Origin of the sequence: Phytomonospora endophytica (assembly GCF_014202425.1) — a bacterium.
Taxonomy (GTDB): Bacteria; Actinomycetota; Actinomycetes; order Mycobacteriales; family Micromonosporaceae; genus Phytomonospora; species Phytomonospora endophytica.
In genome coordinates this window covers 103,771-125,297 of the sequence record NZ_JACHGT010000021.1, presented here as the reverse complement: position 1 = coordinate 125,297, position 21,527 = coordinate 103,771, and the positions used below count along the sequence as shown (strand labels likewise).

General features: G+C 71.6%; 20 protein-coding genes and 1 riboswitch. Of the genes, 10 read left to right on the top strand and 10 right to left on the bottom strand.

The genetic code is table 11. The features are described from left to right. Position 1: 1 nt before the first annotated feature. Positions 2–1,054, bottom strand: a complete 1,053-nt coding sequence (locus HNR73_RS35620; RefSeq protein WP_275414583.1) for a GNAT family N-acetyltransferase — start codon at positions 1,052–1,054, stop codon at positions 2–4. Positions 1,055–1,117: 63 nt separating this feature from the next. On the opposite strand from HNR73_RS35620, the gene HNR73_RS35615 reads away from it, so the two are divergent. From HNR73_RS35615 to HNR73_RS35600, 4 genes are all read left to right on the top strand, one after another. Continuing rightward, complete coding sequence (locus tag HNR73_RS35615; protein WP_184792466.1) at positions 1,118–1,969, top strand: TrmB family transcriptional regulator; 852 nt, start codon at positions 1,118–1,120, stop codon at positions 1,967–1,969. Continuing rightward, on the top strand, positions 1,966–2,976 hold the full coding sequence (locus tag HNR73_RS35610; protein WP_184792465.1) for an adenylosuccinate synthetase: 1,011 nt from the start codon (positions 1,966–1,968) through the stop codon (positions 2,974–2,976). Before HNR73_RS35615 ends, HNR73_RS35610 begins: the two co-directional genes overlap by 4 nt. A gap of 220 nt (positions 2,977–3,196) precedes the next feature. Further along, positions 3,197–3,312, top strand: a riboswitch (SAM riboswitch). 14 nt (positions 3,313–3,326) lie between these two features. Next, entirely contained in the window at positions 3,327–4,586 is a 1,260-nt protein-coding gene (thrC, locus tag HNR73_RS35605) for a threonine synthase (protein WP_184792464.1), read from the top strand. Between the two features lie 441 nt (positions 4,587–5,027). Beyond that, positions 5,028–5,273 carry a hypothetical protein gene (locus tag HNR73_RS35600; RefSeq protein WP_184792463.1) on the top strand — a complete coding sequence of 82 codons (246 nt, stop codon included), beginning with the start codon at positions 5,028–5,030 and terminating at the stop codon, positions 5,271–5,273. Here the strand turns inward: HNR73_RS35600 and HNR73_RS35595 are convergent. Next, on the bottom strand, positions 5,236–6,111 hold the full coding sequence (locus tag HNR73_RS35595; RefSeq protein ID WP_203686765.1) for an aminoglycoside phosphotransferase family protein: 876 nt from the start codon (positions 6,109–6,111) through the stop codon (positions 5,236–5,238). The genes HNR73_RS35600 and HNR73_RS35595 overlap by 38 nt on opposite strands. A 75-nt stretch (positions 6,112–6,186) precedes the next feature. Between HNR73_RS35595 and HNR73_RS35590 the strand changes: the two genes are divergently transcribed. After that, positions 6,187–6,687: a GbsR/MarR family transcriptional regulator gene (locus HNR73_RS35590; RefSeq protein WP_184792461.1), complete on the top strand. Its 501-nt coding sequence runs from the start codon at positions 6,187–6,189 to the stop codon at positions 6,685–6,687. Between the two features lie 41 nt (positions 6,688–6,728). Here HNR73_RS35590 and HNR73_RS35585 read toward each other — a convergent pair whose 3' ends face one another. Next, positions 6,729–7,370 carry a hypothetical protein gene (locus tag HNR73_RS35585; protein WP_184792460.1) on the bottom strand — a complete coding sequence of 214 codons (642 nt, stop codon included), beginning with the start codon at positions 7,368–7,370 and terminating at the stop codon, positions 6,729–6,731. Between the two features lie 140 nt (positions 7,371–7,510). Between HNR73_RS35585 and HNR73_RS35580 the strand changes: the two genes are divergently transcribed. Beyond that, positions 7,511–8,299, top strand: coding sequence for a hypothetical protein (locus HNR73_RS35580; RefSeq protein WP_184792459.1), 789 nt, complete (start codon positions 7,511–7,513; stop codon positions 8,297–8,299). Positions 8,300–8,417: 118 nt separating this feature from the next. Further along, positions 8,418–9,389, top strand: a complete 972-nt coding sequence (locus tag HNR73_RS35575; RefSeq protein ID WP_184792458.1) for a hypothetical protein — start codon at positions 8,418–8,420, stop codon at positions 9,387–9,389. A gap of 52 nt (positions 9,390–9,441) precedes the next feature. On the opposite strand, the gene HNR73_RS35570 is transcribed toward HNR73_RS35575, so the two are convergent. From HNR73_RS35570 to HNR73_RS35560, 3 genes are all read right to left on the bottom strand, one after another. Beyond that, entirely contained in the window at positions 9,442–10,326 is an 885-nt protein-coding gene (locus HNR73_RS35570; RefSeq protein ID WP_184792457.1) for an ABC transporter permease, read from the bottom strand. Then, the gene (locus HNR73_RS35565; RefSeq protein ID WP_184792456.1) at positions 10,323–12,905 is read right to left on the bottom strand and encodes an alpha/beta fold hydrolase; all 2,583 of its coding nucleotides are present in this window, start codon (positions 12,903–12,905) and stop codon (positions 10,323–10,325) included. The genes HNR73_RS35570 and HNR73_RS35565 overlap by 4 nt, the downstream gene beginning before the upstream one ends. A 75-nt stretch (positions 12,906–12,980) precedes the next feature. After that, on the bottom strand, positions 12,981–13,913 hold the full coding sequence (locus tag HNR73_RS35560; protein WP_184792455.1) for a LysR family transcriptional regulator: 933 nt from the start codon (positions 13,911–13,913) through the stop codon (positions 12,981–12,983). Between the two features lie 128 nt (positions 13,914–14,041). Between HNR73_RS35560 and HNR73_RS35555 the strand changes: the two genes are divergently transcribed. After that, entirely contained in the window at positions 14,042–15,256 is a 1,215-nt protein-coding gene (locus tag HNR73_RS35555) for an MFS transporter (protein ID WP_184792454.1), read from the top strand. After that, positions 15,253–15,804, top strand: a complete 552-nt coding sequence (locus HNR73_RS35550; RefSeq protein ID WP_184792453.1) for a cysteine hydrolase family protein — start codon at positions 15,253–15,255, stop codon at positions 15,802–15,804. The genes HNR73_RS35555 and HNR73_RS35550 overlap by 4 nt, the downstream gene beginning before the upstream one ends. Here the strand turns inward: HNR73_RS35550 and HNR73_RS35545 are convergent. Then, positions 15,801–17,993: an AAA family ATPase gene (locus tag HNR73_RS35545; protein ID WP_239122298.1), complete on the bottom strand. Its 2,193-nt coding sequence runs from the start codon at positions 17,991–17,993 to the stop codon at positions 15,801–15,803. The two genes, HNR73_RS35550 and HNR73_RS35545, sit on opposite strands and share 4 nt — an antisense overlap. 23 nt (positions 17,994–18,016) lie before the next feature. After that, on the bottom strand, positions 18,017–18,664 hold the full coding sequence (gene trhA, locus HNR73_RS35540; protein WP_184792451.1) for a PAQR family membrane homeostasis protein TrhA: 648 nt from the start codon (positions 18,662–18,664) through the stop codon (positions 18,017–18,019). 496 nt (positions 18,665–19,160) lie between these two features. Here trhA and HNR73_RS35535 point away from each other — a divergent pair, with 496 nt between their 5' ends. After that, positions 19,161–19,664: a DUF6023 family protein gene (locus HNR73_RS35535; RefSeq protein WP_184792450.1), complete on the top strand. Its 504-nt coding sequence runs from the start codon at positions 19,161–19,163 to the stop codon at positions 19,662–19,664. A gap of 3 nt (positions 19,665–19,667) precedes the next feature. Here HNR73_RS35535 and HNR73_RS35530 read toward each other — a convergent pair whose 3' ends face one another. Beyond that, positions 19,668–20,522, bottom strand: coding sequence for a hypothetical protein (locus HNR73_RS35530; RefSeq protein ID WP_184792449.1), 855 nt, complete (start codon positions 20,520–20,522; stop codon positions 19,668–19,670). Continuing rightward, positions 20,515–21,381 (bottom strand): hypothetical protein, encoded by an 867-nt coding sequence (locus tag HNR73_RS35525; RefSeq protein ID WP_184792448.1) that lies wholly within the window; start codon positions 21,379–21,381, stop codon positions 20,515–20,517. The genes HNR73_RS35530 and HNR73_RS35525 overlap by 8 nt, the downstream gene beginning before the upstream one ends. Positions 21,382–21,527 lie beyond the last annotated feature (146 nt).

Here is a 21,527-nt window from a genome sequence, read left to right as displayed (position 1 = left end):
GCTAGAGGTCCCCCTGGAAATGGGCGGCGAGGTCGTGCACGACGAACCCCATGGCCTCGTTGATGGCGATCATGTGCGTGTTGTGCACGGAGTTGTAGGTCTCGACGGAGCGCAGCTCGGGCTCGTCGGCGCGGAGCCGGGCGAGGTTGCCGAGCTTGACGAGCGTCCCGAGACGGCGGCCGCGGTGGGCCGGGTCGACGATCGTGGTGGTCTGGTGGCCGAGGGAACGCGGTCGCCGGGGCACGACCACGCCGGTCCAGGCGGCGACCTCGTCGGTGTCGACGTGCCGCGCGGCGGCGTAGTAGGTGGTCCGCAGACGCCTGACGCTCACGTCCTCGATGGCCCGCCAGCGCGCGAGGTCGAAACGCTGCGGCTCGATGTCGAGATCACCGGTGGGGACGTCGGTGCCCATGCGTCCTTCGAGGTAGGCGACGCCTTCGGCGAGGCTCTCGGGCGCGCGGTCGATCCAGGTGAGCAGCTCGTACTCGGCCGCCTTCGCCCACGCCTCGGTGTTGAGGCGGTCGAGCACCGCGTCGTCGACGGTGGCGAGGTCGAGGCCACTGCGGACCTCGTCGAGGACGCGGGTCAGGCCCATGGCGGACAGAAAAGAAACACCGGGCTCGGTCCGGGTGAACTTTCCACCCGTCACGTGCCCGGTGGTGTGTGCGGAGATCCGCGTGCGCTTCTCGGCTACGGCCTGTGCGGCGCAGTGGCGGTAGAGGGCCGTGCCGATCCCGCGGCGGCGGTGATCGGGGTGCACATGGCCCTCAAGCTGGGCCGACGTGCGGTTCTCGACCTGCGGGAGCATCAGTTCGGCGTAGCCGACGAGGCTGTCGCCGGAGCGGACGATCCAGTGCTGGAAGTCGTTGCCCGGCCGCGGTGCGCGCAGGAGGGCGGCGAGTACCTCGGCGTCGGCGCCGGGGTGCTCGGGCTCGTCGTGGGCGAGCACGGCGCGCCGAAGCTCCGCCAGTTCGCGAACGGCGGCGTCGTCGTCGACGTGGAGGGCTTCGATGCGCATGGTCGTAGCATCGCGGCGCCGTGACGCCGCCGCCACCGAATTAAGCGAGCCAAGACCGTAGTTGTGTTCACTACTACTCTTCTGCTAGCGTGACGTAACGTGATCGAACGCCTCGCCGCCCTCGGCTTCACGACGCAGGAGTCGCGCGTCTACATCGCGCTCCTGAGACAGCCCTTCACCACCGGATACGAGCTCGCGAAGGCCACCGGCCTGCAACGCGCGAACGTGTACCAGGTCCTCGCCTCCCTCACCGACCGTGACGTGATCGCCCGGGCGACCGCGGACACGCCGGCGAAGTTCGTCGCGCATCCGCCCGCCGAGGTGCTCGGCCGCATCAAGCGCCAGACCGCCGAACGGGCCGACGCGCTCATCACCGAGCTGTCGGCGCTGACCGTCCCCCAGGAGCAGGTCGCGTTCACCCTGCGGGAGCGCGAGGAGATCACCGACCGGATCGTCACGCTCGTCGGCGAGGCCCGCGAGCGCGTAGCCGCGTGCGTGTGGGCCGAGGACCTGGCGTGGCTGGCGGGGCCGCTGCGGTACGCGTCGCAGTCGGGCTGTCAGGTCGTCGTCAACGTCTTCGGAGACAGCGAGGAGGAGCTGTTCGGCGAGGTGTACCGGCACGAACCGGCCGCGCGGACCGTCGGCGGGAACCTCCTGACCGTCGCCGTCGACTACTCGACGGCGCTCGTGGCGTCCTTCGACGACCCGCCCGGCGCGGTCTTCACCAGCCATCCCGCGCTGGTGCGCGTCGTGGAGAAACTGATCCGCGACGAGACCTACATCGCGGCGATCTTCGACCGGCTCGGACCGGCCCTGGAAGCGGAGTTCGGGCCGCACCTGGTCGATCTGCGCACCCGCCTGCTGCCTCCCGAGCAGGCCGAACGGCTCATCTCGATCGTCGGCTTCGGTGCCGGCGAGGCATCCCTGCTGACCGAAGGAGAACGCGCGTGAGCGCCACCGTGATCGTCGACGCCCTGTGGGGCGACTCGGGCAAGGGCAAGACCTGCGCGCACCTGGCCAGGCGTGACGACGCGGCCCTGGCCGTCCGCGCCGGGATCGGCACGAACGCCGGGGCGAGCGTGACCCTCGACGACGGCGTGCTGCTCAAGGCCCGGCAGCTGCCGACGGGCTGGGTCAACCCCGGCACGCGGGCCGCGGTCGGGCCGGGCGTGCTGGTCGATCCGGGGATCTTCGCCGAGGAGGTCGAGCGTTTCGGGCTGGCCGGTCGCGCGTTCGTCGACGGCCGTTGCGCCGTCATCACGCCCGAGCACATCGCCGCCGAGGAGGCCGACGAGCACTTGCGCGGCACCGTCGGCTCGACGTGCACGGGCAACGGCGTGGCTCGCGCCGAGTTCGCGATGCGCCGGGCCCGGCAGGCGCGCGACGTGCCCGAACTGGCGCCGTACGTCGTCGATGTGGCGCGCGAGGTCAACAAGCTCGCGGCCGGTGACGGGGGCGTGCTCATCGAAGGGTCGCAGGGGACGATGCTGTCGCTGCACTTCAGCGACGACTACCCGTACACGACGTCGGGGAACTGCACGACCGCCGCGGCGATGGAGGACGTCGGGCTCAACTGGCGGCTGCTCACCGACGTGGTCATGGTTGTCAAGGCGATGCCGACTCGTGTTGGCGGCGGGCCGCTGCCGCATGAGATGTCGGCGGCGGAGGCCGAGGCGCGCGGGATCGCCGAGTACGGCGTCCACACCGGGCGGGCACGGCGGAAGGCGTCGCGGCTGGACTTCGCGCTGCTGGAGTACGCGGCGATGCTGAACGGCCCGACCCAGATCGCGCTGACGTTCTGCGATCACCTGGACCCGGCGATGCGCGGCCGCCGGGACGCGTCGGCGATCACCGGTGAGGTGCGGGCGCTGATGGCGGAGGTCGAGGAGGCGACGGGCGCGCCGGTGACGCTGCTGGACACGGGGCCGGGACTGAGCGACGTGATCGACCTGGGGTGAGGGCACGGCTCCCGGTGATGGGTGGGGGCTCGGGCGGCCACCAGGCGCGAGTCTCGCTCCCCCACCCACCCCGGGAACCCGGCACCGGCGGCGGGCCGAACCCGCCCCCTGCCTCTCAGGCGGTTTCGTTCGCGCCGCCAAAACCAACAGAGTGACCCACGTCCCACCCCGTGACGCGGCCCTTTACAGCCCCGCCCCTGTCTGCCTTACACTCCTCCCGTACTCATCCAGAGGAGCTGAGGGACACGGCCCTGCGACGCTCCGGCAACCACCGCCGCCCTTCGGGCATGCGGAAGGTGCCACTTCCGTCCCGCGTTCGCGCGGGGAAGATGAGGGAGGAGCCTCTCTTTATGTCCGCACCCACTGTGCCCTTCACCGGTAGTCCGGCGATCGGTCTTGTCTGCCGGAACTGTTCGGCCAAGTACCCGATCGCTGCTCAGCACGCGTGTTGGGAGTGTTTCGGTCCCCTCGAAGTCGATTACGACCTCGACAAGCTCGCCAAGGTCACCCGCGCCGATATCGAGGCGGGCCCGCAGAACATCTGGCGCTATGCCCCGCTGCTGCCGGCGGGTGTCGACCCGGCGACGCGGGTGAGTCTCGATCCCGGCATGACCCCGCTGATCGACGCCCGGAATCTCGCGGCCGCGCTCGGCATGAGGAAACTGTGGGTCAAGGACGACTCGGGCAATCCGACGCACTCGTTCAAGGACCGTGTCGTGTCGGTCGCGTTGACGGCGGCGTCGCAGCTCGGGTTCGACCGTTTCGCGTGCGCGTCGACCGGTAACCTCGCCAACTCCGTCGCCGCGCACGCCGCTCGCGCCGGGGTCCCGTCGATCGTCTTCATCCCTTACGACCTCGAACCCGGGAAGGTCACCGCCTCGGCCGTCTACGGTGGCGAACTCATCGCCATCGAGGGTTCCTACGACGACGTCAACCGCCTGTGCTCCGAACTCACCGAGACCGACGAGTTCGAGACGACGGCCTTCGTCAACGTCAACGTCCGCCCGTTCTACGCCGAGGGTTCCAAGACCCTCGGCTACGAGGTCGCCGAGCAGCTCGGCTGGCGGCTCCCCGAGCAGGTCGTGATCCCCATGGCCTCCGGCGAGCTCCTGACCAAAGTGGACAAGGCCTTCACCGAGCTCGCCGAGATCGGTCTGGTCGACGACCGGAACGTCAGGGTCTTCGGTGCCCAGTCGGCCGGGTGCAATCCGATCGCGACGGCCCTGCACGCCGGCACGGACGTGATCACGCCGGTGAAGCCGACCGGCATCGCCAAGTCCCTCAACATCGGTGATCCCGCCGCCGGGCCTTACGCCATCGAGGCCGTCACTCGCACGGGCGGCTGGATGGACTTCGTGTCGGACGATGAGATCCGTGACGGCATAAGGCTTCTGGCCCGCACGACCGGCGTATTCGCGGAAACAGCGGGTGGTGTCGTGGTCGCGACTCTGCGGAAACTCCTCGAAACGGGGAAGCTCGACCCGGAGGCCGAAACCGTCATCTACAACACCGGTGAGGGACTCAAGACCCTTGACGCCGTGGCAGGTGCGCCGACGCACCAGGTGAGGCCGTCGCTGAAGGCCGTGCGCGAAGCGGGACTGCTCGGCTAGCACGTGCATCCGGCGGGAACGGGTTACTGTCGGATTCCCGTCTGTTGGGCGAGGGGTCCTAAGCCTTGACCCGCAAGCGAAACGAGCGCAGAATACCCGGTGCGGGAGGTTGCAGCACCACCGTTCGTACCAGCTGATTTGGCGGTGCGGCGAGCAACGTCGGAGGCGTTGTGGTGATGCCGACCTCCCGACCAACGTGACAAAGGTCCCCGGTCATTCGTGACCGGGGACCTTTGCTTTTGGGACCTGTGGCCCCATGTCCGTGACCGCCGACACCCGCCCGCTCCTCCGTTGTCCGTGGTGCTTCGCCGCCGTCCGGACCGCATCCCCCGCCGACCGTCCCCCTCGCCCCCGGATCTTCGTTCCGTACCCGGCGCCGAACAGGCCGATCCCGTGCGAAACGCGCGGTTCGACGGGCACGGCCCGCGTACCTTCGCGGACATGGACGCCCCCACGCCCTACCGGCTCACCGAAGACGAACAGGACGCCATCGTCCGCAACGCCGCCCACGCCGCCGGCCGCCTCCCGGCCCGCGACCGCGACGCCGCGGTCGCGTTGGCCCTCGACCTCTACGCGACCGCCGCCGAACACGGCCACAGCCCCGCCGCCCTCGACGCCGTCAGCGCCATCCCCGCCGCCGCCGCCCAGGTCACCGCCGCGCGTCTGGTCGCCGCGGCCGGTCGCTGAGCGCCCACCCGATCTGCCTGGTCGTGTTCTCCGCCACGCTCGGCCTCGTGGCGGCGTAGGCCACATAGGCGTTGAGGCCGGTGGAGACCGCCCAGCCGCGCCCTCGCGTCCACGTCGCGTCGTCGACGCCGAGGGCCGCGCGGAAGACCTCGCGGGCCTCGCGCTCGAAGAGCGTCCAGGCGACGACCAGGTCACCGGCCGGGTCGCCGACACCGAGCCCGCCGAAGTCGATGACGGCGTCGAGCCGGCCGTCGACGGTGAGCAGGTTCCCGTTGTGCATGTCGCCGTGATGCCACACCGGCGGTCCCGCCCAGGCGGGAGCGGCCAGCGCGTCCTCCCACACCTCGGTCAGCGCCACACTGTCGAAGACGCCTGCCACGGCCGCGATCGCCTCGCGGGTCGACCGGTCGCGCTCGGCGAGCGGGTCGCCGGTGTCCGGCGCGACGCCGTCGGTCGGCAAGCCCCGCAAGGCTTTCAGGAACCCGGCGAGCTCGGCCGCGGCCGTCGGCGGGTCGGCGAGACCGTCGACGGTGGCGGTGTCGCCGGTGAGCCAGCGCGACACCGACCAGTGCCACGGGAAACCGAGCGCGGGCACGCCGAGTCCGACGGGGACGGGGATCGCGAGCGGCAGGTGCGGGGCCAGTCGCGGGAGCAGGAGGTTCTCCTTGGCGGCCTGGCCGGCGGCCCACTCGTTCGGGAAGCGGACGGCGAGGTCTTCGCCGAGGCGGTAGATGACGTTGTCGCTGCCCGCCGGTTCGAGGAGGGTCAGCGGAAGTTCGCGCCAGTGCGGGAACTGCTCGGCGACGAGCCGCCGCGCGAGGTCGAGGGTCGGTGTCACCGGGTCTCCGTGTGTGGTCGGGTGACGGTGATCATCGGCCGTGGAGCACTTCGGGCGCAAGGGGATACTGAACCCATGGCAGGTACCGAACACACCGAACCCGTCGGCGCCACCGATGACGAGCTCGCCTTCGTCGAGGAGTTCGCGCTCTCGCTGGAGCGCATGGGACTCGTCCGGATGACCGGGCGGGTCATCGCGTGGCTGACGATCTGCGACCCGGCCGAGCAGACCTTCAACCAGATCGCCGAGACGCTCCAGGCGTCGAAGGGGTCGATCAGCAACGCGCTGCGGTTCCTGACCACGTCGAAGTGGGTGATCCGCTCCTCGCGGCCCGGCGACCGCAAGGACTACTTCCGGGCCCGCAACGACGCGATGTCGGACCTGGTCGCCGTGCAGAGCAACCAGTACGCGCCGTTCGTCGAGGTCACGTCGAAAGGGCTGGAGATCCTGTCGGACGCGACGCGGGAGCGGCGGGCGCGGCTCCAGGAGATGCACGACTTCTTCGCGTGGATGGACAAGGAACTGCCGCTGCTGATGGCGCGATGGGACGAGGAGCGGCCGCGCTCCCGGGCCTGATCTCGTGAGACCCCGCCCGGGAGCGCGCCCGGTACGGCGGATCAGGCGTAGTGCTCGCGCAGGTACACCGAGATGTGCTCGCCGAGCGCGCCGGCGAGGTCGTCGGCCCGCTCGTCCTGCTCCGCGGTGAGGTCGCGCCCGTCGGCGCGGCCGGCGGTGGTGGCGACGACGAAGACGCGCAGCCGGCTCAGCTTCCACCAGTACTGCCCGTCCTGGCGCGCTTCGGGCTGGAAGTCGAACACGTCACCGGCCCGGTCTTCGAGGTTGATGAGTTCGTAGGCCGCCGTCGCCCGGTCCTTGTCGTCGTAGGCGAGGACGAGCGCGGTGATTCGGAACTGTCCGTCGGCGGTGGTGAAGAGCGCCTCCACGGCCCGGTGGCAGCCTTCGGCGGCCGCACCGCTCACCGGGCACTCGGCGTGTTCCCAGGTGTCCTCGCGGACGACGCTGTCGAAGGACTCGGTCTCACCGGGACGGATGAGCTCCGGTGCCGCCGCGAACACGTCGGCGGTGAGCTCGGTGGTGTGTGACGGGCTCGCGCTCGGCGTCGTGTCGGCCGCCGGTGTCGCGTCGTCGGCGAGCAGTCGCGGAACTAAGAGCGCCGCCGCGACGACCAGCGCGACGGCGGCGCCGATCGCGATGGTGAGCGGGCGTCGCCGGTGCGGACGTGGATTGTCTGTGGTCATAACGACCTCCCCCGTGGGCGTTGTCCTCCATGATGCGTGTTCGGGCGGTTTCACGCTGTCCCGTCGCGGTGAGCCGTGCCGCCGGGAGCGCCGATGGTGCAGTATCGGTCTAGGCAACCGCCGTCGAACGAGGAGCTTTCGTGACCGACCCCGCGCAGCCTCCGCAGTCCGGCTTGGGCAGTCGGCCCGAGCACGCGCCGGAGATCCTGCCGCCGCAGCCGCCGACGTACGCGCCCGGGCCGGACGCCGTGGACCGGGCGTGGCTCGGCGTCCACGTCGAGCAGGAGTCACCGCGGCCGCAGCGTGGGCCGATCGTGCTGCTGGCGGTGTTCGGGACGGTGATCCTGGCGGTCGTGGCGATCCTCGGGCTGTTCCTGGTCAACGGCGGCAACCCGCGCGAACCCGGCGACCCGCTCGGCGAGGACCCGCCGGTCGCGGTCCCGGCACCGCCGTTCGAGGAGCGGCTGCACGCCGACGAGATCTACGCCGGCGACTGGGACTTCCGGCTGGGCGAGGCCACCGGCTTCGCCGAGAAGGTCGAGAGCTGGGACCACGGCGACTGCGGCTCGGCCGCGCTGTTCAGCGGTGACGCCGACGAGCTCATCGAACTCGGCTGCCAGTACCGCATCGAAGGCGCCTACCGTTCGAAGGACGGGCACACCCTCCTCGCCGAGCAGGTGCTCGTCTTCGGCGACGCCGCCGCCGCCGAGGACGCCGCCTACCGCCTGGACTGGACGTCCTACGCGTTCCAGCCGGAGGGGACCTCGGTGGACGCGAAGATGTCGGGCGGGAGCGTCGACGCGAACAAGGAGTACCTGATCGTCACCTCGGCGGCGATCGACAGCGACGACGAGACGATCGTGTCCGACGCCGAGGAGCTGCTGCACTACTTCCACGCCGATCATGTGGCGGTATTCCACTGGCGGTGACCACCGGTGTGTGAGGCATGATGATGGCGCCCAGATCGACGATGCCGATGGACAACGCCGATCGACATCGCCCAGCACATGAGGTCGCCCGATGCCCGCAACACCCCCTGGATCCCCCGTGCCCGCGAGGCCACCGGTTCCCGCCGCCGAACCCGAGCCGCCGACCACCGCGATCGCCTTTCCCGCGGCGACCGCGGCTCCGGACGAGCAGGCGGCGACCCCGGCCTCCCACACGGCCGTGCCCGCGCCGATCCCTTCCGCCGAGTCCGGCGTCCCCATGGCCGGCACGGATACGTCCGCCGCTCCCGAAGCCGCGCCACAGCACCGGCCGGCGCCCGCCGATCCGGCGGTCCCGCCGGGCGAACCCACCCCTGCGGGTCCCCCGTTCACACCAGGCGAGGCCCCGCCCGCCTGGGGCTTCCCCCCGCCGCCTCCACCCGCCAAGTCACGTCGCGGCTTCGCCGTCGTCCTCGGGATCATCGGGCTCGTCGTCCTCGTCGTGGGCGCCGCCGTGGCCGTCGCGCTGGCGCGGCCCGGCGACGGCTCGGGCGGCGGCGACACCGCCACCATCACGCCCGCCGAGTCCGAGGCGCCGCCGTGGTCGGAGCCGCTGCTAGCCGAGGAGATCTTCGCCGAGGAGCTCATCCTCACCGACATCAATACCGGCGAGACCCACGACTTCGAGCTCGGGGACTCCTGGACGCACGGCGACGACTGCCCCGACGCGGGCCGTGACAAGGCCTCCAAGAAGTACCTGGCCGGCTGCGACGCCCGCATCGAGGGCTACTACATGAGCGCCGACGGCGACTACCAGGTCTCCTACCAGGTCTTCGGCTTCCCGCGCGACGAGAGCCTCAGCACCGACAAACGCTGGGACATGCCGGAGAAGTTCGACGTCCGCTGGAAGGCGCGGGCCCGGATCGACAACACCCACTGGTTCCGCGTCGACATCGTCGGCCCCTTCCTCGTCCTGACGCACTGCGGCCCGACCGGCGAGTGGACCGACAAGTCCAGGGACGTCACCGAGCAGCTCACCGAGTCGGCGAACTTCAACCTGATCGAGGCCCTCAAGGACGCCCTGTACTGGTGACGGAAACGACGAAGGGCGGGCCGCGAAACGGCCCGCCCTTCGTCATGTCAGCTCAGGACGTGACGTCCTTGCGCGTGAAGCGCCAGAACGCGATCGCGCTGAAAACCGTCCCGTAGACCAGGGCGACGACCACGCCGCGCACCATGTCGTCGGTCTGCGCGCTCGGCGACAGGAGCCCCAGCCAGGCCGTCGTATACCGCGTCGGCAGGATGTCGCGGAGGTCGCCCAGGGCGGTCACGGCGTCGAGGATGTTCGACACGATGAACAGCAGGACGGCCCCGCCGACCGCTCCCAGCGGCGCGTCGGTCAGCACCGACAGCAGGAACGCCAGCCCGGCCACGACCAGCAGTGTCACCGCGAGGTACCCGGCGACGGCCAGCACCCGCCACAACGCCTCCGGGGAGGCGATCTCGCCGCCGAGGGGCGCGCGGAGCGGACCCCAGCCGTAGGCGATCCCACCCACCACGATGGACATCCCGGTGAGGACGACCATGGACAGCGCGCAGTAGGCCAGCGCCACCGCGAGTTTCACCGACAGCAGCCGACCGCGCGGGACCGGCGTCGCCAGCAGGTAGCGCAGGCTCCCCCAGCTCGCCTCGCCGGCGACGGTGTCGCCGCAGAACATCGCGAACACCACGACCATCAGGAACGTCGACGAGACCAGCATCGCGAAGAGCGTGAAGTTCGCCGCGCCCGCGGTGCCGAGGTCGGCCATGGCGTCGAAGCCGCCACCGTCGTTGCCGCCCTCGCTGGAGCTGCCGCCCACCTCGAAGGCGATCAGCAGCACCAGCGGCAACAGGGCGAGCAGCCCGAGCGTCCACTGTGTACGACGGCGGGTGAACTGCCGGCGGAACTCCGTGGCGAAGGTCAGCGTCTTGCCGGGCCGGTAACTGGCGGCGGCGCCGTCGGCGCGCGGCTCGGCGGTCTGGACGGTCATGTGCGGCTCCCAACGTTCTCCACCAGCGTGAGGAACGCGTCCTCAAGGCGCGCACCGGTTCCGGTGCCGATCACGTCGGCGACCTCACCGGCGCCGACGACCCGGCCGCGGCTCATCACGACCACGTGCGTGCAGGTCTGTTCGACCTCGGCGAGCAGGTGCGAGGACACCAGCACCGCCCGGCCGTCGCGCGCGTAGTCGTGCAGCACGCGGCGCATCTCGGCGATCTGCGGCGGGTCGAGCCCGTCGGTCGGCTCGTCGAGTACGAGCAGTTCGGGGAGCCCGAGCATGGCCTGCGCGATGGCGACGCGCTGCTTCATGCCGTGCGAGTACTTGCGGACCTTGCGGTCGATGCGGTCGCCGAGGTCGGCGATCTTGACGACCTCGTCGAGGTGCGCCTCCTCGATCGGGCGGCCCGTGGAGCGCCAGTACAGCCGCAGGTTGTCCATTCCGGACAGGTGCGGGAGCAGGCCCGGGCCCTCGACGAGCGCGCCGAGGCGCGACAGGACCGGCGCGCCCGGGCCGACCTTGTGGCCGAAGACGGTCATGGTGCCGCCGGTCGGTTGCAGCAGGCCCATGAGGGTCCGCAGGGTCGTGGTCTTACCGGCGCCGTTGGGGCCGAGGAGGCCGACGACCTGGCCGCGTTCGACGCGGAAGTCGACGCCGTCGACGGCCACGAAGCCGTCCTTGTAGGTCTTGCGCAGATCCGAGACGACCAGCGGGGTGTCGGCGTCGGGGGCGTGCACGCTGCGGTCACGGCGGCGTCCGCGGTAGCGGGCGATGAGCCACGCCGCCAGGATCCCGCCGGGAATCGCGATGAGCACGACGATCAGCGCGATCATCCAGAGGCTGTCCTCGCTGGGCAGCACGTCGGCGGTGACGCTCGGCGCGGCCAGCGGACCGTCGACCGCCACCTGGTAGGTGACCGGCTCGACGGGGTTGGCGTAGGCCTGGTCGGCGGTCGCGATGACCAGGCGCAACCGGTGCCCGGCCTCGAAACGGTGCGCGATGCCGGGCAGGCGGACCTGGACCGGGGTGGCCGCGGCGATGTCGGTGGGCAGGCCGGTCAGCTTCACCGGCGCGATCAGTCCATTGGGGAGGGTCGCGCCGCCGTCGTCGGAGACGTCGTAGAGCTTGAAGTAGAGCGTCGCCTCACCCGTCGGGGAGGCCGCCTTGACCGAGACCGTCGGGGCGCCGGTGATCTCCAGAGGCGCGGTGAGCGCCTCGGACTGGAAGGCGGCGAACTGCCCCGGCAGGTCCAGCGACAGGCCCGAACTGACCAGGCTGGACAGCGAACCCATCGACGGCAGCGAACTCAACGCGGCCGGTGTCCCGTTCGGTGGGCTCGCGATCGCCTGCGGCGGACCGGAAAGCGCGATGGCGCTCGACGTCGAACCGTCGAGCCCCGGGTAGGCGTCGGCGACATAGCCCAATGTGGACATGTCCAGCTGCTGGTTCCGGACACCGGTGACGGTGCTGTAGGTGAAGGATTCGCCGGGGACGTCGCCCTCGCCCTTGAGGTAGTGGTTGAGCCACTGCCCGGTGAGGAGGTTGACGCGGTCGCGGTCGCCTTCGGGGCCGGTGGCGTCGTGGCCGCCGGCGTACCAGGCGACCCGGACGGGCGCGCCGGTGATGCCGCGGGCGTTGGCGTCGGCCTGGTCGAGACCGAAGAGGGTGTCGGCCTCGCCCTGGACGAGCAGCGTCGGGGCGGTGATCCGGTCGAGGATCGTCTTCGGGCTGGCGCCGTCGAGCAGCGTCATGGCCTCCTCGTCGAGCTCGCCCGAGGCGACGATGCGCTGGTAGACGGCGCAGACGCTCGGGTCCCAGCGGCCGCAGGCGGGATCGTACTTCGACGGATCCGCCGGCGGGGCCCCGTTCCCGGCGCCGAAGAAGCCGCCACCCCCGGCCATGCCGGTGGCGAAGAACAGACCCGCCCAGGTGCGTTTGAGGACGCCGTCGTGGGGCTGATCGGTCTCGAAGGGACCGGTCGGCGCGGTGGCGAGGTTGTTCGGGAACAGCGCCGTCGACAGGTCGTTCCAGGTGATCTGCGGGACGACGGCGTCGACGCGCTCGTCGTAACCGGCGAGCAGCAGCGCGAGCGCGCCGCCGTAGGAGCCGCCGACGGCGGCGACGCGCGGGTCGCCGGCCCGGTCGAGTTCGACCTCTTCGCGCCCGGCGAGCCAGTCGAGGAGGCCCCGGGCGTCGTTGACCTCGAAGTCGGGCTGGTTGAGGTGGATCGTGCCCTCGGACTCGCCGAAACCTCGCGCGGTGTAGGTCAGGACCGCGTAACCGGCGCCGGCCAGCTCGGCGGCCTGGGCGTCCACGGAGTCCTTGGTGCCGCCGAAACCGTGCGCCAGCAGGACCGCCGGGGCCGGGGTCTGATCGGGGACGTAGAAGGCGGTGTCGAGGGCGATGGGTTCGGCCCGCCCCGGGCCGGAGGACACGGTCAGCCGCTCCTCGTGCTTCTCGAAGCCGCCGGGGCCCGTCGCCTGCTGCCAGACGAAGGCGCCGCCGGCCACCGCCAGGAGCACCGCCGCCGCGATGACCCAGGCGCGGCGTTTAGCCAGCCATTTGCGCATGGGTAGACCGTACGGGCGAGGGCGGGGGCGGCGGGTGTGGATCTCAGGGGAGTCTCAGGTGAGGTCAGCGGGGTCTCAGGTCGCCGCCCACGACGGCGTCCACGTCACCGCCGGGACCGCCGCGGTCCTCGTCGCCGCGAGATGCCGCCGCAGGGCTTCGAGCCCCGGGTGCGGATTCGCCCGCCGCCACAGCAGCGAATGCGGGTACACCGGCACCGGGTCGGTGATCGGGATCCGGCGCAGGCCGTGGCCTTCGGGCCAGACGAGGCGGGTGCCGCCGCCCATGAAGGTCGCGAGCGCGGGGGTGTCGGCGATCGTGTCGAGGAGCGCGTCGGAGCCGAAGTTCGGGCCGGTCGCCTCGATCGTCAGGCCGAAGGCGGCGGTGAGCTCGTCGTAGTAGGCACCCCATTCGGTGCCGGGGACGATGCCGGGCATCCAGATCCGGTGCCCGGCGAGGCGCGCCATGGGCACCGACCGCTCGTTGGCGAGGACGTGGGCGGGGCCGGTGAGCAGTTCGAGCGGTTCGTCGATGACGCGTTCGGCGGCCATGTCCGCGGGGAGCGGCTTGCCGGGCATGGCGACGGCCCGGAAGGTGGCGTCGATGGTGCCCGCGCGGACGGCGGCGACGGCCGCGTCGATCTCGAAGAGCATCAGCACGTCGAGTTCGACGTCGGGGTGAGCGCGGTGGAAGCCGCGCATGAGGGCCGAGGCCGCGCTGCGGGAGGCCAGCACGTCGACGCGGAGGGGCCGGGCACCGGCGCGGACCGAGGCGACCGCGCGTTCGGCGACGCGCAGCAGCTCGCGGGCGTGGGGCAGGAAGGCCTGCCCGTCGATGGTGAGGGCCGCGCCGCGCGGGACGCGTGTGAACAGGCGGACCCCGAGGACGCGTTCGAGGGCGGCGACACGTTTGGAGACCGCCTGCTGGGTGACCGACAGGTCGGCGGCCGCTTCCTGGAACTGCCCGGCGTCGGCGACGGCGACGAAGGTGCGGACGGCGTCGAGATCCATGCCGACAGCCTAAACGCACAACCAATGGTTGTGCACGTTCGGTTTCCCGGTTGTTTGACCGCAGGCCACGCCCCCCGCTTTGATGCCTTCGGACACGGATCGGTTGTACGACTCGGGAGGCACGCGAGATGAGAAACGAGCGCGAGTTCGGCCGCTTCCGGGCCGCCTACGGCGTCGGCGCCCTCGGCACCTGGCTCGCCTTCGGCGCGCTCCCCCTCATCGCGATCGAGGTGCTGCACGCGGGCCCGGCCGAGGTCGCGGTCCTGTCCTCGGCGGGCGCGGCGGTCGGCGCGGCCGTCGCCGTACCGCTCGGCCCGTGGATCGAGTTCCGCCGGAAACGGCGGGTCCTGATCGGGGCCGACCTCGTCCGGTTCGCCGCGCTCGCCACGATCCCCGCCGCCTACGCGTTCGGCGTGCTCTCCTTCGCGCAGCTCCTGCTCGTCGCGATCGTCGTCGCGGCCGCCGACATCACCTTCCAGGCCGCCTCCGGCGCCTACCTGAAAGGCCTCCTCCCGGCCGAGGCCCTGCTCACGGCCAGCGCCCGCCTGGAGTCGACGACCTGGACCGCCACGATCCTCGGACCGCCCCTCGGCGGTGCGGCGGTCGGGTTCCTCGGCCTGATGGCGACGGTCGTGGCCGACGCGGTCAGCTACCTGCTGTCCGCCCTCGGCATCCGCGCGGCGGGCGGCCGGGAACCCGAACCCCGCCCGAGCAGCGGGCGCATGCGCGCCGGAGACCTGCTCGACGGGTGGCGCCACATCCTGGCCGACCCGGCCCTGCGCCCGCTGTTCCTCAACACCGCCCTGTTCAACGGCCTGCTGATGGCCACGCAGCCGCTGCTGACCGTCGTCATGCTCGACCGGCTCGGATTCACGCCCTGGCAGTACGGCCTGGCCTTCGCCGTTCCGGCGATCGGCGGTCTCCTGGGTTCGCGGCTGGCCCGCCCGCTCGCCGGGCGCTTCGGTTCCCACCGGGTGCTGCTCACATCGGGCGTACTGCGCGCGTTCTGGCCGGTCGGGCTGGTCTTCGTGGGGCCGGGGACGCCGGGCCTGCTGCTGGTGATGGGCGTCGAGTTCGGCCTCATCCTCTCCTGCGCGATCTTCAACCCCGTCTACGCCGCCCTCCGCCTCGAACGCACCCCGGCCGATCGTGTCGCGCGCACGTTGTCGGCCTGGTCGGTGACGACGAAGGGCGCGACCGCACTGCTCACCGTCACCCTCGGCGTCCTCGGCGGCCTGCTGGGACCGCGCACGGCCATCGGACTGGCCGGCGTGCTGCTGCTCGCGACGCCGCTGCTGCTTCCCCGCACACCTTTCACACACCCCGCAGAGGAGACCCCATGACCGACACGACCGCCCTGCTCGTCCTGGACTTCCAGCCGGCGATCCTCGCCGCGCTCCCCGACACCGAAGGCCTGATCTCACGGGTCGCCGCCGCCGTCGCCGGCACACGAGCCGACGGCGGCACGATCGCGCACGTGCGGGTCGCCTTCACCGAGGCCGACTGGGCCGCGGTCCCGGCGGCCAACAAGGCCTTCACCGTCCTCGCCGACCGGCGGCTCATGCGCCACGACGATCCCGCCGCGGACTTCCATCCCCGGCTCGCGCCCGAACCCGGTGACCTCGTCGTCCGCAAGACCCGGATCGGCGCCCTGTCGACGACCGACCTGGACCGGCGGTTGCGGGAACGCGGCATCACCGCGCTCGTCCTCGCGGGCGTCACCACCAGCGGCGTCGTCCTGTCGACCGCGCTGGAGGCCGCCGACCGCGACTACCGGCTGAGCGTGCTCGCCGGCGGCGTCGCCGACCCGGACCCGCGGGTCCACGAGGTCCTGATGAGCGAGGTGCTGCCGAGGACGGCGGAGATCGTCGACGGCGTGCGGGACCGTTAGCCCCGGCGCCCCTCCGCGTAGGCCTCCAGCGCCGCCAGCTGCGTCGGCTCCAGCGACGGCCGCACCCGCGAGCGCGCCGACTTCACGTGGTCGGCGGTGACCTCCGTCGCGTCGAGGGACTCGCGCATCGCCGACAGGGCGGCCTCGCGGATCAGGGCCGCGCAGTCGGCGGCGCTGAACAGCTCCAGCTCGCCGCCGAGGACGTCGAGGTCCACATCGGACGACAGCGGCACGCCCTTCGCGGCCGAGCGCAGGATCGCCGCGCGGCCACCGGCGTCGGGCGGCGGAACGTAGACGATCCGCTCCAGCCGGCCGGGCCGCAGCAGGGCCGGGTCGACCATGTCGGGCCGGTTGGTGGCGCCGATGACGACGACGTTGCGCAGGTCCTCGACGCCGTCCAGTTCGGTGAGCAGGGCGGCGACGACGCGGTCGGTGGTGCCGCCGTCGGTCGACTGGCCGCGCACCGGGGCCAGCGCGTCGACCTCGTCGAGGAAGATCAGCGTCGGCGCGGCCTGGCGCGCGCGGCGGAACAGGTCGCGAACGCTCGCCTCGCTCTCACCGACCCACTTGGTGAGCAGTTCGGCGCCCTTGACGCTCAGCACGTTGGCGCGGCCGGAGCCCGCGATGGCCTTGACCAGGTAGGTCTTGCCGCATCCGGGCGGGCCGTAGAGCAGGACCCCGCGCGGCGCCTCGACGCCGAGGCGGGTGAAGGCGTCGGGGTAGGTCAGCGGCCACAGGACGGTCTCGGTGAGGACCTGCTTGACGTCGGCCATGTCGCCGACGTCGTCGAGGGTCACCTGGGCCAGTTCGAGGGAGGAGTCGGCCATCGACGAGGGCCGCACGGTCTGGGCGGCCGCGAGCAGTTCGGCGCCGGTGACGGCGGGTTCGGCGCCGGATTCCTTGGCGCGCATTGCCGCGCGCACACCGGCCTCACGGACGAGGGTGACGAGGTCGGCGACGACGAAGCCGGGGGTACGGCCGGCGACGGCGGTCAGGTCGACGTCGTCGGCGAGGCGCATGTCGCGGGTGAGGACGCCGAGCAGCGCCTGGCGGGCGGCGGCGTCGGGCATGGGCGCGCTGATCTCGTGTTCGAGGATCCCGGGCTGCCGCAGCAGCGGGGAGACCTCCTCGGGCCGCGAGGTCGTGCACACCACGGCGTTCCCGGCGGCGATGAGTTCGCGCACGAGCCGACGGAACACCGTCGACAGTGGACTCCGGTCGTCCCGGGGGGCGAGTTCCTCGACGCCGGAGACCAGCAGGACGAAGGGTTTCGCCATCGCGGCGGTCGCCCGGCGCAGCGCCTCGGCGCCGTCGTTGGCGGTCAGCGCGGCGATCTCGGGCGCCCACAGGTGGGTGACCGGCACGCCGAGTTCGTGCGCGACGGCCCGCGCGAGGGTGGTCTTGCCGACGCCGGTCGGCCCGGTGACGAGGATGCCCAGGGACACCTGCGTGCCGACCGATTCGAGGATCTCGGCGTGGTGGAAGCCCAGGTCGAGGAGTTCGTGCAGCTGCTCGGCCTGCGCGGCGAGGCCCGCCAGGTCGGCGACCGGGGGAACCGTCTCTTTGGGACTGTCCGGCGCGGGCACGGCGGCCAGGGCGGGCGCGACCGTCGCGGGCCGGGCGGCCGTGCCGCCGCGCCGCCAGATCACGACCGTGTCGGAGGTGACCATCGCCGCCGTCGGCGGGTCGCACTCCACGACGGTCAGCAGGGTCGAGGTGTAGGCGAAGCCGACGGTGTTGGACAGCGACCGCCGGGTCGCCTCGACGACGTCGCGGGGTGCGCCGCCGATGTCGAGCGGCAGCAGCGAGACGTTGTCCTCGACGCTGAGCACCTTGCTCAGCAGGGCCTGCCGCAGCACGTCGCTGGTCACCGCGACGGCGACCTCCACGGGCCCGTCGACGACGATCCGCCGCGCGCCCGACAGCGTCACCGGCTCGATGACGATCGAGTCGCCGTCGCGGGCGCCGATGTTGCCGAGGGTCAGGTCGTCGGCGTAGACCGAGCCGCGCCCGGCCTCGCCGTCGGCGGTCAGCGCGATGCAGGCCGTCGCGCGCTGGCCGGTGAGGCGGACGGGGTCGCCAGCCTGGAGGCCGAGGGCGGCGAGGACCTCGGGGTGCACGCGGACGATGCCGCGGCGCGCGTCGAGGGCGGCGGGCTTGAGGAGGATCGAGACGGTGAGTGCGGCCACGGAAACGAGCGTAGTGCGCCGGGTCAGCCCGCGCCGTAGACCACGAGCGCGACGGCTATGAACTGCGCGACGTAGGCGGCGACGGTGAAGGAGTGGAAGACCTCGTGGAAACCGAACCATTTCGGCGAGGGGTCGGGGCGTTTGAGCCCGTAGACGAGTCCGCCGAAGCTGTAGAGGAGACCGCCGGCGAGGACGAGGATGCTCGCGCCGATGCCCGCGCCGGGCAGCAGCCAGGGGAGGAAGAACACGGCCGTCCAGCCGAGTGCGATGTAGAGGGCCGTGTACAGCCAGCGGGGCGCGCCGATCCACAGGACGCGGAAGACGACGCCGGCGGCGGCGCCGATCCAGATGACGAGGAGCAGCGTCACGCGTGGCGCGCCGTCGAGGGCGAGGACGGCGAAGGGCGTGTAGGTGCCGGCGATGATGAGGTAGATGTTGGCGTGGTCGAAGCGCCGGAGGAGTTCGGCGGTGCGCGCGGTGATGTTGGCGCGGTGGTACCAGCCGGAGACGCCGAAGAGCGAGACGGACGCGAGGACGTAGACGACCGCCGACAGGCGGGCGGGCGTGGACGGGCCGGTCGCGACCAGGACGAGCCCGGCGACGAGCGCGGCGGGGAAGGCCAGCGCGTGCAGCGCGCCGCGCAGGCGGGGCTTGACGGCGGTGTCGAGCATGGGGATGCACCTCCTCGGAGGACTAACCTACGCCATCGTAGGTTACTGACGGGTAGGACTGTGGCGGGCGTCGCGGACCGATCTTATTTCGCGGGGTGGGGACGTGTTCGAGGGCCCGACGGGGCCTCACGCGGGAGGGGTCGTCCGGGCGCGCGGTGTCGTCGCGGTCACCGGACGGGACGGCAGGGCCGCCGCCCGCGCCCACCCCGGAGGAGCGCTCGCCCCGCCACCGCGGGTTCGGCACCGCGGCAGTCCCCGCCACCCGGGCCCCGGGCGGGTGATCGGTCACCCACCACCGCAGATTCGGCACCGCGGCGGGGCCGCAGCCCGATCCCCTACCTGGAAGGCTGTTTCGTTCGCTGCCGCAAAACAGGCACAGCTTCACACGCCGCCGCGAAACAAGCCCTGTGGCGGGCGTCGCACGTGCTCTCGCCACCTATGCTGATCCGATCTTGCCGGGCTGATCTTCAGCCCGCGACCGAAGAAACGGATGATGATGCGAAAGCTGCGCACGGGGGCGGCGCTCCTTGCCACGGCGGCGGTGTTGACCGCTTGCGGTGATGATTCCAGCGATGGCTCGGCGACGCCGGACTCGGTTCCGTCGACGGGTGAGTCGGCGTCGCGGGAGTTGACCGAGTCGGAGTGGAACAACTACAAGTCGGTGGCGGAGGGGAAGTTGCCGGACTCGGACGGGCGGGTGGTCTGGTCGGGGACGGTGAGCGAGGGCTCGACGGCGGAGTTCGATGATCTGGTGTCGTCGGGGGACTATGTCCTGGATCTGGTGTGCGTGGGCTCCGGCGAGTCGTACATCGAGTTCACGTTGGCCGATACGGGTGTGACGACGTCGGTGCCGTGTACGACGGCGGGCCAGGTGACGAGCCGTGAGTTGTCGGCGGGGTCGAAGGGGCAGCTGAAGATCTCAGGCGGCTCGGGCGGTTCGGACACCGGGTCGGGCGGGTACGGCGCGAATGTGCTGGTGGGGCGGTTGACGGCGGTCTAGGCGTCATGCGGGGAGCAGGTCTTCGGCGTCGTCGAGGATCTGTGCCAGTTCGGCGCTCCACGCGCGGATCTGCGGCAGTTGTTCGGTGACGAGCCGGTCGACGGCGATGCGCCAGGAGCCGGTGTGGACCTCACGCCAGCCGGAGGCGTCGACGCAGGTGGCGACGTCGACGGCGAAGTCCTGACGGTCGTCTTCGCCGGTGATCGTGTAATAGTGGGTGCGGGCTTCCTCGATGGTCTCGAAACCTTTGCGGCCTTTGCCTTTCAGGCACGCGCGCCAGGCCGCCGACGCCGTCACGATGGCCGGGATCGCGTAGTACATCTCCCGGCGGGCGGTCCAGTCGATGGCGTCGGGTACCGGGATCGGTTGCCAGGCCCCGGTTGTGGGCGCTTCGTCGAACATGTCGCGGTGGACCGTCGCGACGCAGGACTCCGCGCCGTATTCGCCGGCCTCGGCTTCGCCGTAGTAGGCGTTGAGGTAGTCGTCGCGGTATTTCCCGGACTCGGCGTTGAAAGGGTCGTCGGGCTCCGGTGAGGGCGCGGGCTTCACCGGGTCCATGCCGAGGCCGACCTGCCGGGCCTCTTCGACGCTCGGGGCGAGGATCGGTGCTTCACGGTCGACGGGCCGCCAGTCGGCGAGCCGCTGCTCATTCTGGCGGGGGTGGACGTCGAAACCCTTGCCCGCCATGCATTCGCGTTCCAGTTCCCAGCGGATGTGGCCGAGTTCGACGTAGAGCTCGGTGCCCTCGTCGAGGACGGCCCAGCCGTCGGGGACGGGTGGCGGGTCGTCGCTTTCGGCGGTGCCGCAGGCGGAGAGGGCGAGCAGCGCCGACAGCGCGAGGGCGGCGGGTCTACGCATCGGCGTCCTCGTCGGCGCGGTCGAGCGCGGTCCGCAGGGTCTCGCACCAGGTGGTGATCTGCGGCCGGAAGCGTTCGTAGAGGGTGGCGCGGGCGCTTTCGCGGGCCGCGCGGTAGGCCTCGCGGAGGCCGGATCCGCTGGCACAGACCGAGACGTCGACGGCGAGGGCGAGTTCCTTCCGGCGGGCCTCGGTGTAGTCGTCGTCCTCGTAGAAGCCTTCGGCGTGTTTGCGGGCCTGGTCGACGGTGGCGAAGTCGGGGTGGTCACCTTTGCCGCGCAGGCATGCGCGCCAGTCGTCATATGCGGTGATCAGGCGGGGATCCTCGGTGAAGAGGGCCTCTTGGTTGGCGGGGTCGAAGGCGCCGGGGCGGGATGGGGCGATGCGGTCGCCGTAGAGGCGTTCGTTGACCTGGGCGAGGCAGGTGCCGGGCAGGGGTGGGGCGCCGGATGCGCGGTCCCAGTCGGGATCTCCGGCGAGGGCGGTAAAGTAGGCGTCCTGGTAGGCGACGGGTTTGGCGGTGAAGCCGGAGGTGGCGGCCTCCTCCTCGGCGTTGACGAAGCCGTGTTCGGCGGCTTCGTCGAGGGTGGGGACGAGGATGTAGTCGGAGAGGTCGGCGTCGTCGGGGTGGGCGGTGAAACCCTGTTTCTCCATGCAGTGGTGTTCGCGTGTGGTGGCGGCGTGGTAGACGCGGCCTTCGAGGTCGAGGGCCTGTTGCGCGAGGGCGTTCGGGTCGGCGGGCGGGGCTTCGCCGACGGGTGGGGCGAGCCATCCGGTGGCCGCGGCGGCGGCGATGAGGGCGGCGATGGTGATCGAGTACCGGGCGGCTCGTTTCGTGCCGGTGGTCCGGGCGCGTCGCATGTTCTTCCTCCGTTTCGGCCTACCGGTGAAGAACGGGTGCGGAGCGCCGAAAAGTTGCCGGGCGAATGTCATGGTTCGGTAATGAACCGCCCGGAAGATCCACTTGCCCGCCGTCGTCGCCCCGACATGCGAAAAGGCCGCCCCGG